This is a genomic window from Hyphomonas sp. L-53-1-40, assembly GCF_000682775.1.
Classification (GTDB): domain Bacteria; phylum Pseudomonadota; class Alphaproteobacteria; order Caulobacterales; family Hyphomonadaceae; genus Hyphomonas.
Genome location: NZ_AWFI01000017.1, coordinates 61042 through 76122, shown reverse-complemented (window position 1 = coordinate 76122; position 15081 = coordinate 61042). Strand labels below are relative to the sequence as shown.

Genomic DNA, 15081 nt, shown 5'->3' with positions numbered 1-15081 from the left:
AGGGAGGCTCCATTTAGATGACCAAGATGACGGCGGAAGAAGCCAACACATTTCTCAAAGGGGCATTCGAGACCCAGGACAATCGCAGCGAAGTCGTTTCGATGGAAGACGGTCGCGCTGTGATGCGACTTGTTGCCGACTCCTCACACCTTCGCCCTGGTGGCTATATTTCCGGACCCACTCAAATGGCTCTGGTCGACTCCGCAGCCTACATGGCGGTGATGACGAAGACAGGACATGAGCCGATGACGGTGACCAGCAATCTCAGCATCAATTTCCTGCGTCCCTGTATCGGAGACGTCGTGGTCGCCGATGCGCGCATCATGAAGATCGGACAGGCACTGGCGGTCATGGATGTCGATGTGCGGATCGAGGGCGCTGAAAAGCCCTCCAGCCATGCCGTCGTCACCTATGCCATCCCGCGCCAGCCGAGTGGCATGGCATGAACCGGTTGGGCATCTTCGCGGCCCTCACGGGCTTTCTTGCCGTCGCCTTGGGCGCATTTGGCGCCCATGCGCTGGACGGCCAGCTGACCCCTGAAGGGCTCGACTGGTGGCACACCGCCACGCTCTATGCCCTGCCCCACGCGGCCGCGGCGCTCGCCATCTCGCTCCATGCGAAGACGGGCCTTGTGCGCAAAGCCGGCTGGGCGTTCGTATTCGGGACGATTGTGTTCGCCGGCTCGCTCTATGCGATGGCGCTCGGCGCGCCGCGCTGGTTTGGCGCGATCACGCCGATCGGCGGCATATCATATCTGGTGGGGTGGGCGTGCTGCGCGTGGGCCGCCCGGAAAGCCTAGCTCGTCGACCGGCTCAGCGAGGCGTACTTGTCGGCCAGACCATCAGCCGTCTCACGCGCGTCATCAATCGTATCGGCGAAGGATTTGAGCTCACGGTCAACCGGCGCCACATCCATGTCCATGTCAGGGCGTGAAGTCACTTCACCCATGGCACCCTGGAAATTGCGATAGGCCATCTGCGCGCGAACCAGTGCCCGCTCATAGCTCATCACGTCAGCGCGGCTGGCGGTATCTTCCTTGCCGGACTGCAGCACATCGCGGGCTTCGCGGCTGACATCTGCCAGACCGGTGCGGGCGGCCTGTGCGTCCGACACGATGCGGGCAAGCACAAGCGAGGGGGCATCAGACTTTGCTCCGATGCGGGACGCATAGTCCCGGCTATCGTCACTATCGGATTTTCCGTTGATCAGCGTGGACGCAAATGCGGCAAGGCCGCCTGTTGCTTCGATCCAGCCATTCTTCACAGCGTCCGCACAATAGTCGGCTGATACTTTGCGCAAGGCAGATTGGGACTGCGTAAGGCTGGTTTCCACCGACGCCTCACCGGGTACCATCGAGACGGTTGCGCACCCCGCCAAAAGGCATAGGGATACACCCAGAACTATACTACGCATTTGACAGCCACCTGCACACCTGATTGGGACCACACCTGTAATAATGTTTACGGACGCAATTGGACCAAGTCCAGTAATGGCTGTGAATTTGACTGAAAATAGGTGAAGACTGCATGAACAGACGCCCAAACCGCCGCATTTTGTTCCCGAGACTGGAATCCAGACGCTCTGGACGGCTGCGAGTCAGTGAAATCCACGAGATTTACTGGGAAGAATCGGGGAATCCGAGCGGGATTCCCGTCATTGCCGTCCATGGAGGCCCCGGAGGCGGCTCTAGCCCAGAAATGAGGCGTTTCTTCGATCCGGGCAAATATCGCATCATTCTGTTCGACCAGCGCGGCTGTGGCCGCTCCACCCCGCACTCGGAATTGCGCGAAAACACGACCTGGGACCTGATCGACGACATGGAGTCGATTCGCGACATGCTCGGGATCGACAAATGGGTCGTCTTTGGCGGCTCGTGGGGGTCGACCCTTTCGCTGGCCTATGGCGTCACACATCCCGACCGCACGCTGGGCCTTGTCCTGCGCGGCATCTTCCTCGTCTCGAAGGCGGAGATCCAGTGGTTCTACCAATCCGGCGCCAGCCGTCTGTTCCCGGATGCTTATGACCGGTACATCAAGCCGATCCCGGAAGACGAGCGCGACGACCTGCTGATGGCCTTCCATCGCCGCCTGACAGGGGAGGACCGGCAGGTTCGCGTGGAAGCCGCGCGCGCATGGTCGCGCTGGGAGGGCGAAACCCTGTCCATCAAGGGTCCGACCACGACCCCTGCCCGCTTCAATGAAGATGATTTCGTCGACGCGTTCGCGCGCATTGAATGCCACTATTTCGTCAATCGTGGTTTCTTCGCGAATGATAGCTGGTTGCTGGACGAGGCCGAGACCAAGCTGAAGGACATTCCAGGCACTATCGTACATGGGCGATACGATGTGGTTACGCCACTGTCGACCGCATGGGCGCTGTCCAAGGCATGGCCGAAAGCTGATCTCCATATCATACCCGATGCCGGTCATTCCTCGATGGAGCCAGGTATTGTCGACAAGCTCATTCAGGCCACGGATGACTTGGCCGACATGTATGCAGGCCAACTGAAGTCCTAGCGCCAATGGCCGGACAGGCATCGCCTTCCGGGTTTTTCGATAAATGTAGCGGGCGGAAGATATTTCAAGCCACGCAGTCTTGGGTATTGGGGAAGTATCAGGGTGCGACCCGGCGGCCATGGGCGACCGCAACTCCCACCAACCGCGCTGAGCATCACAGCTGGAGACAGGGGCAGAATGCCATGCCCGCGCCGCTGCCGGATTGGTCCGGCAAGAACTGAAATGGTTGCATGAAAAAGGGGGCGGATAACCGCCCCCTCAATCCGATGTCTTCGCATGCTTGGCGCGTCGTCTAGATCACGCCAAGCTTGGTCAGCGTGCCCAGCACCAGAATGAAGGCCAGCGCCGGCGGCACGATCCAGCGACACATGAAGCGCCAGAGGTTCATGATCGTACCTTCGCCCAGTTCGGTCGTCAGCATCTCGCGACTGACAATCCAGCCCGCAAACACAGCCAACAGCAGCGCGCAGAGCGGCAGCATGATGTTGCCGGTGATAATGTCTGCAAAGTCGATGAAGTCGGTGGAATAGACATAGCCCATGCCGATCATGAACAGCATGAAACCGATGCCCATGGCCGCGCCCGGGCGCGTGACCCCTTCACGTTCTTCCAACCATGCCACGCCAACTTCCATCAAGGAGATGGATGACGTGAACGCCGCAAACAGAGCGAGCAGGAAGAAGGCGCCACCAACCCAGACGCCCAGTGCGCCCATCTGACTGAATGCAATCGGCATGGACACAAAGAACAGGCCGGGACCGCCCGCAGGGTCTGCGCCGAATGCGAAGACAATCGGGAAGATCGCGAAGCCCGCAATCAGTGCCACCATCGTATCCGCGCTGGCCACGATCGCCGAAGCACGCGGAATGTTTGTATCGCGGCTGAGATAGGCGCCATAAGTAATCATCAGACAGGAGCCGACTGACAGCGAGAAGAAGGCCTGGCCGACCGCTTCAAGGAACGTGCCCATGGTCACTTCACTGAAGTCAGGGGTCAGCAGGAAATCGGCGGCTGCGCCCGCATCGCCTTCAACCAACGCAAAACCGACGATCCCGATCAGCAGGATGAAGAAGGCAGGCATCAGCACGGTTGCAGCCTTTTCGATGCCGCCTTTCACGCCGCGCGCCACCACAAAAACATTTGTCAGCAGGAAGGCCGCAAGCAGGCCACCAATCACGTACTTGTTGCTGATCGTTTCACCGAAATTGCTAGCCGACACATCCGCAATTGAAACAGTAGTGCCAGTCTCCGCCGTCAGGCGGGCGGCCTCGGCGGCAAAGCCATTGAAGGTGCCCCCAAATGCCTGCGGGATGAAGGCAAGCACCCAGGCTGAAATAACGATGTAGAAGGTCAGGATAAAGAAGGCGCCGAGCGATCCGATCCAGCCAACGACCTGCCAGTTCTCACTCTTATTCTCGGCTCTCGCCAGAGAGTGAATGCCCTCAATGGCCGACATGCCCGACTTCCGGCCGAGCGCATATTCCGCCATCAGCACGGTCAGGCCCAGGAACAGGACACAAAACAGATAGATGATAATGAAGGCGCCACCACCATTCTCCCCTGCGGTGAATGGAAAACGCCAGAAATTGCCGAGGCCAACGGACGAGCCGACCGCCGCCATGATGAAACCGAAGCGCGAACCCCAATGGTCCGTCTTGCGGCCAATTTCTCCTGCCATACGCCCTCTCCCCGGGTACAAGTTTTGCGCGAACCTATCTTCGGCGAAACAAAAATCAACGACTGTTATGTTTTAGTGCTAAAATAGACCTCGGGCTGTCAGTTTCTCGTCACGGTGCATATGCGCCGCGATGATGAGCCCGAAGCACGCCATGGTCGTCAGCATGGCTGTGCCGCCATAAGAGATCAATGGCAAGGGCATTCCAACCACCGGCAACAAGCCCAACACCATGCCCACATTGAACACGATATAAAAGCCGATGGTTGCGACAGCCCCCGCAGATGCGAGACGGCCGAACCAGCTCACCGAGCGCGCCGCACTATAGAGCGACCACCCCAGCAGCACTGCAAAGCCGACGAGCAGCGCGGTCGAACCAAGAAAGCCAAACTCTTCTGCGATCACCGTGAGAATGAAGTCGGTATGTTGTTCAGGCACATAGTCTTGTTGAGACTGGATGCCCTGAAGGAACCCCCGCCCATTGAGGCCGCCAGCGCCGATGGCGATCTTGCCTTGTTCAATCTGGTAACTTTCGCCCAGTGCATTGGTCGCGCCGCCAAACAATTGTGCGAGGAACGTGTCGACGCGCTCGCGCTGATAAGGTGCCAGCACAAACTGATAGATCGGCCAGACCGAGGCGATGCCGCCGATGATGCCGGTGCCAATCACGCGAACTGACAGGCCCGCCAGGAAGATAACCACACCGCCTGAAGCGACCAGAGCCAGCGTCGTGCCGAAATCGGGCTGTTTGAAAATCAGCGCCGCTGGCAGGAGGATAATCGCCAACGCCCCCAGATGAACCATGACGCGACCGGTCTGGGGTTGCAGGACCATCTGGTAATATCGCGCGAGCGCCATTGTGACGGCAAGTTTCGCAAATTCCGAAGGCTGCACCGCAACCGGCCCGATCTGCAGCCAGCGCTGTGCACCGCCGCCCGTAACGCCCATGACTTCCACGAGGATGAGCAGCACAATCGTGCCGACATAGGCAGGAAAGGCCAACCGCATCCACCAAGACAGCGGCAGCATGGCCAGCCCGATCATCATGAAGAAGCAGACAACGAAACGCACCAGTTGCAACTTCCAGAGATGCGCTTCGGCAGGATTGGTGTGCGCTGAAGAATATAGCATCGCAATGCCTGTCAGCGCCATCGCCGCGATCAGCAAGATAAAGCCCCAGGGCAGCCGCATCAACTTGTTCAGCGGACCCTGATTGTCAAAATTGAGAGAGGTTGCCGTGCGCGTCCGCGCTTCGCCGCGCGAGAAGCCGGTAAACCCTTCACGGTTCATGTCGGCTCTCCCGCATCGGTCATGGAGGTCGGCAGCGACGCGCTTTGCGAATAGGACGGTTTGCGGCGGCTATCTGTCTTGAGGGCGAAATGCAGAATGTCGCGCGCGACTGGCGCAGCGGTGCGTGAGCCCCCTTCCCCATGCTCGACGACGACCGAAATCGCGTATTTGGGATTGTCCGCCGGGGCATAGGCGACAAACAAGGCGTGGTCGCGCAGCTCACGGGCAATCTCGCTGCCCGAGCGCACGCCACTGAGGCGTTCCTCGCGGGTAATACGGCGCACCTGCGCAGTACCAGTCTTGCCCGCCAGGCGCGGACCGCCAAGGCCAAGATCGCCGGACCGATAGGCCGTGCCGCCGCCTTCGGAGGTCACGCCATACATGCCTGCCTTCATCAGCTTCATGACTTCCGGGTCGAGCGGCGCATCCAGCGTATGATCGTCCTGCGACTGCGGTCCGATACCAATCATTCGCGGCTTGAACGGTTTGCCCTCGGTCGCAATCCGCGCCGTCATCAGCGCAAGTTGCAATGGCGTGGTGCCAAGCTGGCCCTGACCGATGCCAAAATTCAGCGTCTCACCTTCATACCAGTTTTCCTTGCGGACGCGTTGCTTCCACTCGCGATCCGGGACGAGGCCGCCTCGACCGCCCGTCATGCCTAGCACCCAATCCTGACCAAAGCCGAACTTGCGCGCGGTTTCGGCAATCTTGTCGACGCCTGTACGGCGAGCGATCTCGTAGAAATAGACATCGCACGAGCCCTTGATGCCCGTGTGCAAATTCACCGAGCCATGGCCACCCTTTTTCCAGCAATGCCAGGTCCGGTTGCCGAAATGGTAATAGCCGTTGCAATGGACCCGGTCGGTTGGCTTGACCGCGCCAGCTTCCAGCGCGGCTGTCGCGACGACCATTTTGAACGTTGATCCCGGCGGGTAGACACCGCCATGCGCACGCGGATAGAGCGGCGAGCGTGTATCGTCGCGCAGTTCGGAATAATTGGCGGTCGAGATGCCATTGACGAAATCATTCGGATCGAAAGCAGGCGTGGAGACCATGGCCAGCACGTCACCGCTCTCCACATCCATCACAACGGCCGCACCGCTTTCGCCCTCGAAGCGCTCAATCGCGACGCGTTGCAGGTCTGAGTCGATGGTGACGAACAGGTCCTTGCCGGGCGTTGGCGCAAGCCGTTCGTCCGGAATTTCCTCGATCACGCGGCCATGCGCATTGGTCACCAGCTTGCGGTAGCCAGGCTTGCCGCGCAGCCATTCTTCAGCAAAGCGCTCCATGCCCTGACGGCCTGTCCGCATGTCCGGATGCCGGAACATGGTCTTTAGCGTCTCGGCTTCCTTGTCCGTCATGTCGCCTGTCAGCCGAACGAGATCATCCTGGCTGGCGCGTGCGACATAGCCCAGCACATGCGCGAAATCGCGTCCGCGCGGATAGGACCGCGTTAGCGCCATTTCGACATTCACACCGGGCATCTCCGCCGCATGCACGTTCATGCGCGCAAAGTCTTCATAGGTCAGCTCGTGCGCGACCGTGACGGGTACGAAGCCGGCATTGCGGCGACGGCTGAGGCGGATCTCGTTGGCTATGCGTTCGAGCCGCTCATCCGGCAGCTCAATCAGCGCGGCGATCTGCGCGAGCGTATGCTCTGGATTGTCAGTCTGTTCCGGTGTGATCGAGATGCGGCCCGCTCGGCGGTGCGAAGCCAGCGGCCGTCCAAACCGATCAAGGATTCGCCCGCGCTGCGGCGGGGCGAGTTGCAGCTTGATATGGTTGGCCTCGGCCTGTGCCTGATAGCGTTCCTGATCGAGGATCTGCAGCTGGAACAGGCGCGCAATCAGGCCGGCCCATACAAGGCCACCCGCAGCCCCGGCAATTGCGGTGCGGCGTGTAAACGCGAAATCGAGATCGGCGGTCTTCTTGCTCATCCGGCCTGCCCCGCAAGTTCACCCGGCCTGCGGCCAAGATCGAACATTTTCTGGAGCACGGCATAGGCGAGCCCGGTTGTAAGCAAGGACGCAAACAGCGGCACCACGCGGACGGGATGGTCTTCCAGCGTCGACGCCATGAGCCACAGGATGAGGAAAGCTCCAGAAAACAGCAGGACGGGCGACATGATCGCGACAAGAGGTTCGTTCATGACATCGAACATATCAGCAATTGCGGTGCTGGCACCGTAGGCGAGCAGGTTGACGATGACAAAACACCCGAGCGGCGCGTGAAATGTTACATCCTGCACGAGGCCAAAAATGATCAACAGGATCATCGGACGCAGCGACAGGCCCACCCTGCCCCAGCCAACCGCGCCCCATAATGCTGCATAGGGCCAAGCGATCGAGAAGCCGAAGATTTCGCGCGGTGTCAGGCCGAGCAGTCCGATGGCCGCAATGGCAAACGCCCCGAACAGGAGACGGGGCGTCGGGCCGGTCTGCGACCACAGGCTTTTCTTGTTGCGGGGAGCAGAGCGCGACATCCTATTGGCGCGCCCCCTGTGCCGGGCTTGCAGCAATAGTGGGATCTTCCACCTCAAGCTCCATTGGCTTGCGTATCTCTGGGGCCGGGATCATCTGGACATAGCCGCCGTCACGCTCTGCCATCGAGAATTTGACCCGCCAGTCATCACCAACCTTGCGAACCTCACCCACGATCAGTCCCCGCGGGAAAGCGCCACCCTCGGCGGAGGTCAGGATACGTTCGCCTTCGACAAAATCATCGCGCTCCGGCAAATCCGTCAGGCTGCCGAGGCCATCGCGGCCACCATAGAGAATGGCCCGCACGCCACTGACTTCGCCCATGACAGGGACACGGCTGTTGAAGTCGGTGATCAGGAGGATGCGAGAAGAGTACTCGCCGAGTTGAATGACGCGGCCGACCAGCCCCCCCTCGTTCAGGGCTACCGCGCCGGGCTCGACGCCCTGCGCACGGCCCGCATTGGCCAGAATAGTCTGCGCGAACGGTCCGTCATTCTCTGCGGTCACCCGCGCAGTCACGCCCCGTGCCGGTGGCTCGCCCATCAGGTTGAGGATTTCCTCATACGCTTCGAGGCGCTCAGCCATTGAAATGGCGGCGGCCTTGTAGCGCGAGAGATTTCGCACTTCGGCTTCGAGTTCCTTGATTCGTCGCTCGCGCTTGGCCTGGCCGGTCACCCATGCCCAGGCATTGAAACCCTCATTGCCGCCTAGCTGGTCACCAACAGTCGTGCGAACGGGATTGAAAAGCGTGCGAATTTGCGGAGCGGACTGGGCCAGGACGAGCGCAATCGCGCCGAAAATGAACACACCGAGGATTAGACGCTTGGGAGAGCGTTTCTGACTCTTCGATCCTGATCGGCCGAGGCGCGCCATTGGCCAGTTCCCTTGCGAAATTACCCCTGTCAGCTCATCTCAATCAGACTTCGGGTGAAAGCACCGTACGCATCTTCGTGAAATTCTCGAGCACGTGCCCGCAGCCATTCACAACACATTTCAGCGGATCGTCGGCGATCATGACCGGCAATTGAGCCTGCTCACGGATGACCGTGTCGAGATTGCGCAACAGGGCGCCGCCACCTGTCAGAACGATACCGCGATCCACAATATCCGCAGCCAGTTCCGGCGGCATGGCTTCGAGTGCAATCTTAACAGCATCGATGATGTCCGTCACGGGCTCACGCAGCGCTTCGGCGATCATCGCTTCGGTGATCTCGGTCTCCTTCGGAACGCCATCCAGCGTGCCGCGCCCCCGAACGGTCAGGGCCATGCCGGTACCATTCTCCGGCGGCTGGGCCGTGCCGATTTCCTTCTTGATCCGTTCAGCGGACATTTCGCCGATCAGGATCTTCTGCTCGCGGCGCAGGTAATTGACGATGGCCTGATCCATCTTGTCGCCGCCAACGCGGACTGAGCGCGAATACACGATGCCGCCCAGCGACAGGACCGCCACTTCAGACGTACCGCCGCCAATATCCACGACCATGGACGATTGCGGCGGCCATTGGTTCTTCGATCAGCTGCACTTCGCGGGCACCAGCAGCGAGAGCCGACTGGTGAATGGCGCGGCGCTCAACGCTGGTGGCGGAGCTTGGCACGCAGATGATGATGAGGGGAGACACAAACGCCCGGCGGTTATGAACCTTCCGGATGAAGTGTTTGATCATTTCCTCGGCGACTTCGAAATCAGCAATCACGCCATCTCGCATCGGGCGAATGGCTTCCATGTTTACCGGAGTCTTGCCGAGCATGTTCTTGGCTTGCTCGCCGACCGCATAGACGATCTTGCGACCGCCTTGCGTCATGTACGCAACGACAGAGGGTTCATCGAGCTTGACGCCCTGCCCCTTCACATAGACCAGCGTGTTCGCTGTCCCAAGGTCAATGGCCATGTCCGTAGACAACATGCCGAGGAGGCTACCAATCATGTCGTACCCGAGCTCTTTCTTGAGCGGCCGAACGGTTTTGCCCGGCGCGCATGTGCAATTCTTTACACAGCCCCATACACCATCTGCCGTTAACGCCGCTTTAATGCAAGAGTCGCTCCACAGATAAGCGGTACGCAGCGTTCATGATGAATATTCACGCTGTTTTAAAAGGGATTTTTTTCGATCACTGGCAACCGCTCGGAACGTTAACGGAACGCATCGTACGGCAATCGTTAACAAAGGCCAAACATGCTTTAGGAAAGATCTTCATCTTTCTGGTCGAGGGCTCCGTCTCCTAGCACCCGATAGAGGCGCGCGGGCGTTTTCGCACCCGTTTCGAGCGGGATATTTTCGAGGAAATCGGGGATCTCCTCCTGACGCTTGAGACGTGCCGCAAATCCGTCCGGATCATGCGTGGTCATCAGTTTCGTCTCGGCATCAGCCGGGCAGGTCACGATATAGTCGATCTTGCTGTGGGAAAGCTTTACGCGCGTCTCCCCAGCATGGGACAGCAACAGCTCGATCGCCTGACTGATGCCGTCCTGATTGCGATGATAATTGCCCTGCAGGACACTGTGGTAGGTGCGATTGAGAATCGTGGGACCAAAATCAGCCGGCGCAAGGATCCGGCCGTCCGGAAGGGTCTCCAATGTGGCAAACAGACTGTCCTGGAGGCAGTCGGCCTTGTCGCCGGTCTTGTTTGTCTCGGCCGCAGGCGACACCAGGAGGCCCGGCAATGCCCACAGGAAGGGTACGCTCAGGGCCAACGCACCAATATAGGCAACACTGGACGTGCTGCGCGCCTTGCCGATGCGGTAGACATCGGCGATCCACAAGCCCAACGGAATGACCGCGAAAAGGTGGCCGAACACGTAGAAGCGCGTCTGGTAGAGGGTCATCGCCACTGCCGAGACGAGCAGCGCCACAAACAGGAAATTCGCGCGCATCCGCTGGCGGCGATACAGGCCGTAAAGGCAGAGCCCCAGCGCGAGAACCGTGATGCCAAGGCAAAATCCAAGCTTCGCGACAAGGTCTGATCGTTCTGCGAAGATCGGGCGCGCCTCATCCACACGGTCGAGCCAAAGGGTTTTCACATCCGGAGACAACTCATCCAGCGGGTTGGACAAGCATTCCGGGCCAACCAGAACCAGTGCCCACGCACAGGCGGCCCCCACCAGCGCCAGCGTACCCAGCCGCAGCCACCATATGCGACCTGACATGAGCAATGCGGCGGCGGCCAGACCAAATCCACCCGCCATGCCAGCCAACAAGCTGACCGCAGAAAGCGCGTCGCACGCCACGACAGTGTATTGAGACGGCGCGACCGTCGCGAAGAAGGCAATTTCCAATCCGGCGGCAAGACCCGCCCCAAACCCGGCTGCGCTGCGCATGGCTGCTGCGCCGGACACGGCCCAATCCAGGGCCATGAATGCGCATATCGCGGCTGCGAATACATAGACTTCGCCGCCAATGGCAACGGACGCTGCCAGAGCGAGACCTGCGCCGACCGCTCTGCTGGCCCGACGCTGTGGATCAAGCGCAAGCCCCATCGCCACCGCCATAAGCGCCAATTGGAGATTGTGATGATCAATTGCTCCCGGTCGGAAACGATAATGAGCGGAATAGACAAAAATACTGAGCACGAGACAGGCCAAGGCCCCTGCTCGGCCGACGACTTGGCGCGCGCCCACATAGAGACCGCCGAGCACGATGAGTACACTGAGAGGTGGCCACGCCGAATAAGCCGAGACAAGCGCCGTTTCGGAGGGCAGGAACAGGTCAAACAGGCTGAAAAGCGCGAGGATGGGAAGATCGACCAGTCGCGACCAATGCATCGCCGTGCCGCCGTCTGGACCCATCCGGTATTGATGGAGATCGAACCAGTCCTGGCCGTTCAGCAGATCCTTGATCTGGACCAGCCGCATCACGTCGTCGCCATCAGGCCCGATCGATCCAAGCGTTCCCTGGAGGGCGGCAGATGCGACCAGCCAGACCGGCACGACCACAAACAACACAGCGATTTTGGCATCGAACCGAGTTTGCACGACCTCCCTTTCCCACTCTGCAGGCAATCAAGCCTTCCACTCCCGAAAGGCAAACTTAACCAGTGGGGGTGTAGGAAACCCTAAAGAGGGAGGCGCTGAAAACCGATGACTGAAGAAGATGTTGCCCGATTGAATATCGCCGTCCTGTTGCCTTGTTACAATGAAGGCAAATCAATCGCGTCCGTGGTCATCGGGTTTCGCAAGGCCCTGCCAGCCGCCCGCATCTACGTCTATGACAACAATTCCAGCGACGACACGTCAGCCCAGGCCGCCTTTGCAGGCGCCACCGTCGTACCCTCGCGCCGGCAGGGCAAAGGCAATGTCGTTCGCCAGATGTTCGCGGACATTGAGGCCGATGTTTATGTGATGGCCGATGGCGACGGGACGTATGATCCGACCGCCGCGCCGCGCATGATCGATACGCTGCTGGCCGACCGGGCAGACATGGTGGTGGGCACGCGTCGAAACGTTACCGAAGATGCAGGTCGCAATGGCCATGCTTTCGGCAACCGCCTGTTCAACATGATCTATCGCACCCTGTTCGGCAGCGACTTTACCGATATTTTCTCCGGGTATCGCGCCTTTACACGTCGCTTCGCCAAGAGCTTTCCCGCCTCGTCACCAGGTTTTGAGATCGAAACCGAAATGTCGGTCCACGCCTCGACCCTGCGTCTGCCCGTGTCCGAGATCGAATTCGATTATGGCCGCCGCGTTGAAGGCTCCGAAAGCAAGCTGTCCACATTTCGTGACGGATTTCGCATCCTGCGCATGATGGGCATGTTGGTAAAGGAAACACGGCCATTCATGTTTTTCAGCTCAGTGTCCGCAGGCCTGTTTGGTCTCGCCGCGATCCTGAGCGTGCCTGTGCTGGCGGAATATTTCGAAACAGGTCTGGTCAGCCGCATGCCGACCTGGATGCTGGCCATGACCCTGTTGCTCGGTGCGATGATGTCTTTCACCGCAGGCGTGATCCTGGATTCCCTGTCACGGGCCCGCGTCGAACAAAAACGTATCCACTATGTGTCGATTGCGCCTGCACGTGGCGAAAAGCACTTCCGTGGCAGCGGATCTGTTTCAGACCGTCGTGAAGCGGATCAGGCAATATCCGCTCCTCAAATTCGCAAGACGAGCGCCTAGAACGATCTTCCTTTTTGAAGGGGCATACCCCGCACTGCAGCCTTTGCAGTGCGCGATCCTCCTGTGTTTAACGCGATCGCATAGTGAGTTCGCCCACTAAGGCAAAGTGTTCTGGAATACTGGTTTTGAATGTCAGGTTGCTAGGAAGGACGGCGCGCTCTAGCCGGTCTTTTTCTGCAACTCTGCAGGATCGATGACCGAAATTTCCGTTGCGGTGGCGCTGTCCTGAGGGGCCGAGCGACGCACAAGCGTCTCTGGAATGGTGACAAACGCCGTTGTTCCACGGCCGAGTTCGGAGCGCAGCTTGATGCGCAGACCCTGAGCATCGGCCAGACGACGCGCGACGCTGAGGCCCAGACCGACACCGGTTGAGTGGTCATATTTCTGGTGCGCCGGACGAGAATGGAAGAAGGGTTCGAATGCCTTCTCAAGCACGTCTGAACTCATACCCCTGCCCCGGTCACGGACCATGACCACGAGCCCGACGCCCGACACCATGCCCGCCTTGACCACGATCGGCGCCGACGAGCCGGATTCCAGCGCGTTCTTGATAATGTTGCGAATGATGATTTCGAAGCTGCTTTCATCCATGTCCGCAGCCAGATTGCTCGGCACGCTGACCTTGAGACGATCTGCAAAGCGCGAGAATTCCCCTTCGGTCAGCTTGCGCACAACGTTCTGAATCACTTCAGACACTGGCACTTCTGCTGATTGCGCCAGATAGTCTTCGCGTTCCATCCGCGTGAAATTGATGATGCCGTCCAGAGTCGAAGACAGGATCATCGCCTGTTCGGCAATCTTGTCGGCATAGGTGCTGACTTCTTCTTCGCTGCACGGAATATTTGACGATGAACCGATGACCCCGGCGCAGGCCGAAATGACATCAAGCGGCACTTTGAGTTCGGCGCTCATTGAGCCGAGGAAACGTGTCTTGGCTTCATTGGCCGCTTCAGCATCGTTACGAGCATGCTCGATCTCAGACCGGGCTTCTTCCATGCGGGTCACGTCTGTGTAGACGACCACAGTCCCGACACCGCTGATGCATTCGACGGATTTTTGCCAAAAGACCCCATCACGGCGGATCGGCTTGTCGATCGGCTCCAGCGTATCTTCGCTTGTTCCAAACACTTGTTGGTGCAGCTGGTTCTCTACGACGACATCCCCATCTTCGTTGAAGATTGCAAAGGCCTGGTGGCTGGCTTCGAGCGCACCAATCAACAGATCTCGGGATTCTTCGGCCTTCTGGGTCGCGTCGATGTCTGACTTGTAGACCATGTAACTGGAGCGTGCGCCCAGATAGAGCGCGAACATGAAGGACACCATCATCAAACAGATTGTGGCGCCCGTAACGGATTGCGCATAGGCGCTGTAGGCCGCACTCGCGAAAAAGGCTGACAGTGCATAACGCAGGACAATGCGGGGCACGCGCGTCAACATACTGGCCATGCCAGCCGCCATGGGGGTGATCATGAGACCACCCATGATCATTGCGGCGTTTTCATCTGCTCCGACGAAGAAAGGCAGGGATCCCCATGCAAGGCCAAACAGGATGGCAAGGAATTCCGAACGGCGAAGGTACTTGCCGCTGACCGTTTTGGGCGCCGGGCGCCCCCGCTTCAAAAGGAAATCAATGACGAGCAGAGTAGCCAGGCAGAGATTGATCGCAATCCAGGCTTCAATATTTGTTTCAGGCACCCAGCGGTGAACAAGGAAGCTCGCCCCGATAGTATTGACCAGCATGATCGTCGCCATGACCAGCTTGTGACTGGAAAAATCCATGTGCTGCTGCAGCAGGACCAATCGGTCAACCGCCGTCGCCCGGGGAATCGTGTTCCCGGTTACATAAGACAGAAATGATTTTTCCTGTTTCGCCATGACACCGCTATACACAGGCAAGGTGAACAATCCGCTCTACAGGCCCGAAGGGATTGGTAGACTGTGGAAACTTGTCGTTAACGCGGGTGTTAACCAAAGATAGATACTCTTAAACGGTTGCATATCCTGTCCCGGGTT

General features: G+C 59.2%; 12 protein-coding genes and 1 pseudogene. 4 read left to right on the top strand and 9 right to left on the bottom strand.

The features are described from left to right. The first annotated feature begins 17 nt into the window (after positions 1-17). Both L53_RS12420 and L53_RS12415 read left to right on the top strand, forming a co-directional pair. A complete protein-coding gene (locus L53_RS12420; RefSeq protein ID WP_034815921.1) occupies positions 18-446 on the top strand; it encodes a PaaI family thioesterase in 429 nt (142 codons plus the stop codon). Continuing rightward, on the top strand, positions 443-799 hold the full coding sequence (locus L53_RS12415; protein WP_034815917.1) for a DUF423 domain-containing protein: 357 nt from the start codon (positions 443-445) through the stop codon (positions 797-799). The genes L53_RS12420 and L53_RS12415 overlap by 4 nt, the downstream gene beginning before the upstream one ends. Here the strand turns inward: L53_RS12415 and L53_RS12410 are convergent. Then, positions 796-1413 (bottom strand): hypothetical protein, encoded by a 618-nt coding sequence (locus L53_RS12410; protein ID WP_156947916.1) that lies wholly within the window; start codon positions 1411-1413, stop codon positions 796-798. The two genes, L53_RS12415 and L53_RS12410, sit on opposite strands and share 4 nt — an antisense overlap. 113 nt (positions 1414-1526) lie before the next feature. On the opposite strand from L53_RS12410, the gene pip reads away from it, so the two are divergent. Then, positions 1527-2516, top strand: coding sequence for a prolyl aminopeptidase (gene pip / locus L53_RS12405; protein WP_034815912.1), 990 nt, complete (start codon positions 1527-1529; stop codon positions 2514-2516). Between the two features lie 292 nt (positions 2517-2808). On the opposite strand, the gene L53_RS12400 is transcribed toward pip, so the two are convergent. From L53_RS12400 to L53_RS12370, 7 genes and pseudogenes are all read right to left on the bottom strand, one after another. After that, entirely contained in the window at positions 2809-4194 is a 1386-nt protein-coding gene (locus L53_RS12400) for a sodium-dependent transporter (protein ID WP_034815909.1), read from the bottom strand. Between the two features lie 78 nt (positions 4195-4272). Then, a complete protein-coding gene (gene rodA / locus L53_RS12395; protein ID WP_233347800.1) occupies positions 4273-5481 on the bottom strand; it encodes a rod shape-determining protein RodA in 1209 nt (402 codons plus the stop codon). Then, positions 5478-7418: a penicillin-binding protein 2 gene (gene mrdA, locus L53_RS12390; RefSeq protein ID WP_034815906.1), complete on the bottom strand. Its 1941-nt coding sequence runs from the start codon at positions 7416-7418 to the stop codon at positions 5478-5480. Before mrdA ends, rodA begins: the two co-directional genes overlap by 4 nt. After that, positions 7415-7963 carry a hypothetical protein gene (locus tag L53_RS12385; RefSeq protein ID WP_034815904.1) on the bottom strand — a complete coding sequence of 183 codons (549 nt, stop codon included), beginning with the start codon at positions 7961-7963 and terminating at the stop codon, positions 7415-7417. The genes mrdA and L53_RS12385 overlap by 4 nt, the downstream gene beginning before the upstream one ends. A gap of 1 nt (position 7964) precedes the next feature. Next, positions 7965-8834, bottom strand: coding sequence for a rod shape-determining protein MreC (gene mreC, locus L53_RS16515; protein ID WP_051607917.1), 870 nt, complete (start codon positions 8832-8834; stop codon positions 7965-7967). Positions 8835-8877: 43 nt separating this feature from the next. Next, a pseudogene (locus L53_RS12375) lies at positions 8878-9886 on the bottom strand (rod shape-determining protein). 254 nt (positions 9887-10140) lie between these two features. Continuing rightward, positions 10141-11931 (bottom strand): hypothetical protein, encoded by a 1791-nt coding sequence (locus L53_RS12370; protein WP_034815901.1) that lies wholly within the window; start codon positions 11929-11931, stop codon positions 10141-10143. A gap of 105 nt (positions 11932-12036) precedes the next feature. On the opposite strand from L53_RS12370, the gene L53_RS12365 reads away from it, so the two are divergent. Beyond that, complete coding sequence (locus L53_RS12365) at positions 12037-13068, top strand: glycosyltransferase (protein WP_051607916.1); 1032 nt, start codon at positions 12037-12039, stop codon at positions 13066-13068. A 159-nt stretch (positions 13069-13227) separates the two neighbouring features. Here the strand turns inward: L53_RS12365 and L53_RS12360 are convergent, their stop codons facing one another. Then, the gene (locus L53_RS12360; protein ID WP_034815899.1) at positions 13228-14943 is read right to left on the bottom strand and encodes a sensor histidine kinase KdpD; all 1716 of its coding nucleotides are present in this window, start codon (positions 14941-14943) and stop codon (positions 13228-13230) included. Positions 14944-15081: the final 138 nt, after the last annotated feature.

Bases quoted from the DNA above. Each gene is read 5' to 3' on its own strand.
- L53_RS12420 (WP_034815921.1), top strand. From the start codon at position 18: ATGACCAAGATGACGGCGGAAGAAGCCAACACATTTCTCAAAGGGGCA.
- L53_RS12415 (WP_034815917.1), top strand. From the start codon at position 443: ATGAACCGGTTGGGCATCTTCGCGGCCCTCACGGGCTTTCTTGCCGTC.
- L53_RS12410 (WP_156947916.1), bottom strand. From the start codon at position 1,413: ATGCGTAGTATAGTTCTGGGTGTATCCCTATGCCTTTTGGCGGGGTGC.
- pip (WP_034815912.1), top strand. From the start codon at position 1,527: ATGAACAGACGCCCAAACCGCCGCATTTTGTTCCCGAGACTGGAATCC.
- L53_RS12400 (WP_034815909.1), bottom strand. From the start codon at position 4,194: ATGGCAGGAGAAATTGGCCGCAAGACGGACCATTGGGGTTCGCGCTTC.
- rodA (WP_233347800.1), bottom strand. From the start codon at position 5,481: ATGAACCGTGAAGGGTTTACCGGCTTCTCGCGCGGCGAAGCGCGGACG.
- mrdA (WP_034815906.1), bottom strand. From the start codon at position 7,418: ATGAGCAAGAAGACCGCCGATCTCGATTTCGCGTTTACACGCCGCACC.
- L53_RS12385 (WP_034815904.1), bottom strand. From the start codon at position 7,963: ATGTCGCGCTCTGCTCCCCGCAACAAGAAAAGCCTGTGGTCGCAGACC.
- mreC (WP_051607917.1), bottom strand. From the start codon at position 8,834: ATGGCGCGCCTCGGCCGATCAGGATCGAAGAGTCAGAAACGCTCTCCC.
- L53_RS12365 (WP_051607916.1), top strand. From the start codon at position 12,037: ATGACTGAAGAAGATGTTGCCCGATTGAATATCGCCGTCCTGTTGCCT.
- L53_RS12360 (WP_034815899.1), bottom strand. From the start codon at position 14,943: ATGGCGAAACAGGAAAAATCATTTCTGTCTTATGTAACCGGGAACACG.